Consider the following 3,103-nt stretch of genomic DNA (forward strand, 5'->3'; position numbering starts at 1 on the left):
TCCTGTGGTGAATTCAGGAAGTCGTATGCCCGGTCAGTGAGAATAATCGTCAGGCTCTGGCTGATCAGTTGATCGCTGCCGCGATACACGCGATTTTCGATGCGCAACACCTCTTGCGTCGGAGGATTCTCGGCCAGGGATGGCAGACCCACGCCGCCCACCAGGGTGGCGATGGCCACAGCGCCGATCGCCCGCCCTAATGTGCGGAGAAATCCCAGCACGGATTGCGAACCGCCAGACTCTCTCATCATCTCGGACGTCGAATCTTTTGCTTTTCCTTTCGATGACGGTCTGTCAAAACGCAAAGGATAGCGAAAAAAACGGCTCCCACCAAGATCATTGCGGTCCGACACATCTCTCCGGAGGGACCTGCTCGTCAGGTCCGCTTGCCAACCTTGCCTGATCCACCCCAATTCGCTTGCGTTCCGGTACGGGTAATTCATGAATTGCCCCTACCACGATGCGGATGCCACGCGCAAAGGAACACCGGCCACGACGACCGTGCCCCTCCGAGGCGTGTCTCCGGAGGGTCCTGCTCGTCAAGTCCACCCCGGGAGCGCACGGTCCCAATTCATACGGCTTTCTTTCAAAAAGTTTCGCGCAAAATGATTGCACTCATGTCTAATGGTTGCTAAAATTGCCCGCGCGAGCCTGACGGTGACCGTTGATGACTGGGAACCGAAGGTTCTGCCGTGAATCCGGACGGTCTCCGCGCTACTGCCACAACCGGGCAGGAGGGGGTGAAGGGTCGCTTCTGTGGGGGAGGCGAAACGAAGGTTGGGTGACGCGGAGACAGTCGTGGGTTGTTGTCGTTGTTGTGTTTGTTTCCACAACCCTTTCGAAGGAGGTGACTCATGAAACGGCTTAGGCTCTCGCAGCGGACAGGTAGCGGTTTTACGCTCGTCGAACTTCTCGTCGTGATCGCCATCATCGGGATTCTCATTGCTTTGCTTCTGCCGGCAGTCCAAGCTGCCCGCGAAGCCGCCCGGCGATCACAGTGCACCAACAACATGAAGCAGGTGGGCCTGGGGTTGCAAAATTATCACGATACCTACAAAAGCTTTCCGCCGGGCGTGGTGTGGGGACAGGGATGCATGGGCGCTCCGGCAGGGGATACCTCCGCCCAGGACTATTGCCAGAACAACCAGGTTCCCCCAGCCTATCACCACACATGGAACGCTATGATCCTGCCTTTCATTGAACAGAAAACCGTGTACGACACGATCAACTGGAAGGCTCCCGCCTGGATTGGACCCGACCTTCAGGGTAGAAGCCCCCAGGGGGTGGTGAGCACGGCTATCCCGACGCTCCGCTGTCCTTCGGATGGAAATTTCCTGAAGCCCAACCAGTCCAACAATATCGCGATTACGAATTACCCGGGCAGTGAGGGATACCACTGGCATCCCAATCCTTGCTGCGTGGGTAATTGGGATCCCTGGAACGCTGTGCCGGACCCCATCACCCAGACCTGCACTATTCACGGTGTTTTCACGCAGACGCGAACGACCAACATGTCCCAGATCACGGATGGCACCAGCAACACGATCATCTGCTGTGAGAGAGACTCGGTCGGCTATTATGGTGGACCCATTCGGACCAGCGGGTCGGGCAAGCGCCGTTCCATCAGCGATGCCATCGCCTGCAGCGCTTTTTTGGGGACAGCCGTTGGTGGCTGGGGTGCCAACGAAACCGGCCAGCACGTGCAGAACGTCGATGGGGGCTCGAAGTCGGCCTGGTCCTGGTTCCGGTGGAATCCCGGCACCTATATGCCCACGTATATCGCTGCCTGGGGCCCGAACGCCGAATGGCCGAGTCCCTCGAGCTATCACCCCGGTGGCGTAAACGCCCTCATGGTGGACGGCAGTGTCCAGTTCATCCGCGACAACATCGCCTGGGGGACATGGTTCCGGCTCAATTCCATTGCCGATGGTCTTGTGCTCCAGTCGGCATTCTAAAGCGATGGTGAACCTCTCCCAGTTGGGTATGAGCGTATGGTTTCGGCAACAGTGGGATTTCTGAAGGAAGGAGCTGTCTATGCTCAGAGTGTTTGCGCTGGTTGTCATGGCAGGGTTGGCGTTGACCACCCTCGGCGGATGCGGGGGCAAGAAGCCTGAAGCCAATCCACAGTTTAATCCCGAGACGGCGAAGCAGCCCGAGAAGATTGCCAACCCGATGGAAGGCATCCAACCAGGTCCACCACCCGGTGGGCCACCAGCGGGGATGCCGGGAGGTCCGCCGGGGCCGGTGCGAACGGCTCCGTGATCTGCCAGTACTGACGGAGGCTTACTTCTACAGCCTCTCCGAGTATCGTTAAGAGGCGCGACATGGGCTTGGCAGTGTCGCGCCTTTTTTGTCCTGCGGACGCCCTGCTATTGAAGAAATCTTTCGGGGACCAAAAGCCCGGCACGTGGTCGCATCTTGCGTCGGCCCACAATACAATAAAAATCAATCGTTCGTGGAGTGAAGCAATCGGTCCGACGGCATTCGTGGAGGATGAACATGAAGACGCAACTGACGCGACGTGCGATGATGGGGACGCTGGCGGGAACGGCGGTGGCGACGACCGTGGGTCGCTACGCCCTAGCTGAGGCAGAACCCTCGACTACGCTGAAAGGGAACATCAATCACTCGGTGTGCCGATGGTGTTACGGCCGGGTCTCGCTGGAAGAACTGTGCGCATTCTGCAAGAAAATCGGAATCAAGTCGGTGGAGTTGCTTGGGCCGAACGACTTTGAAACCATCAAAAAGTACGGGCTGACGTGTGCGATGGTCTCGTCTGGGGCGAGCATCCCCAAGGGATTCAACAATCTGGAAAACCACGATGAACTGGTGGAGCGGTACGAAAAGATGATCCCCATCGTGGCAGAGGCGGGTTTTACGAACCTCATCTGCTTCTCCGGCAATCGCGAGCCGGGGCTAGATGACGAACAGGGGCTCAAGAATTGTGTTGTGGGGATCAAACGAATTCTGGGCCTGGCTGAAAAACATAAAGTTGTGCTGGTGATGGAACTGCTCAACAGCAAGGTCAATCACAAGGATTACATGTGCGATCACACGGCATGGGGTGTGGAGCTGTGCAAGCGGATTGGCTCCGAGAATTTCA

General features: G+C 57.6%; 4 protein-coding genes. 3 read left to right on the forward strand and 1 reads right to left on the reverse strand.

The window, feature by feature from the left end; translation table 11 throughout:
* Positions 1–251, reverse strand: a 251-nt coding sequence (locus tag H5U08_RS14055; RefSeq protein ID WP_297034326.1) for a hypothetical protein, incomplete at its 3' end; no start/stop codon positions are given.
* Between the two features lie 603 nt (positions 252–854).
* Here H5U08_RS14055 and H5U08_RS14060 point away from each other — a divergent pair.
* The 3 genes from H5U08_RS14060 to H5U08_RS14070 form a co-directional block, all read left to right on the forward strand.
* Positions 855–1,955 carry a DUF1559 domain-containing protein gene (locus H5U08_RS14060; protein WP_297034328.1) on the forward strand — a complete coding sequence of 367 codons (1,101 nt, stop codon included), beginning with the start codon at positions 855–857 and terminating at the stop codon, positions 1,953–1,955.
* Between the two features lie 79 nt (positions 1,956–2,034).
* A complete protein-coding gene (locus tag H5U08_RS14065) occupies positions 2,035–2,262 on the forward strand; it encodes a hypothetical protein (protein ID WP_297034331.1) in 228 nt (75 codons plus the stop codon).
* A 237-nt stretch (positions 2,263–2,499) separates the two neighbouring features.
* Positions 2,500–3,103, forward strand: a 604-nt coding sequence (locus H5U08_RS14070) for a TIM barrel protein (protein WP_297034333.1), incomplete at its 3' end; no start/stop codon positions are given.

The organism is Thermogutta sp., from assembly GCF_014359955.1.
In the GTDB taxonomy this organism is placed as follows: Bacteria; Planctomycetota; Planctomycetia; order Pirellulales; family Thermoguttaceae; genus Thermogutta.

Excerpts from the sequence above, each read along its gene's own strand:
- H5U08_RS14060 (WP_297034328.1), top strand. The coding sequence starts at position 855 with ATGAAACGGCTTAGGCTCTCGCAGCGGACAGGTAGCGGTTTTACGCTC.
- H5U08_RS14065 (WP_297034331.1), top strand. The coding sequence starts at position 2,035 with ATGCTCAGAGTGTTTGCGCTGGTTGTCATGGCAGGGTTGGCGTTGACC.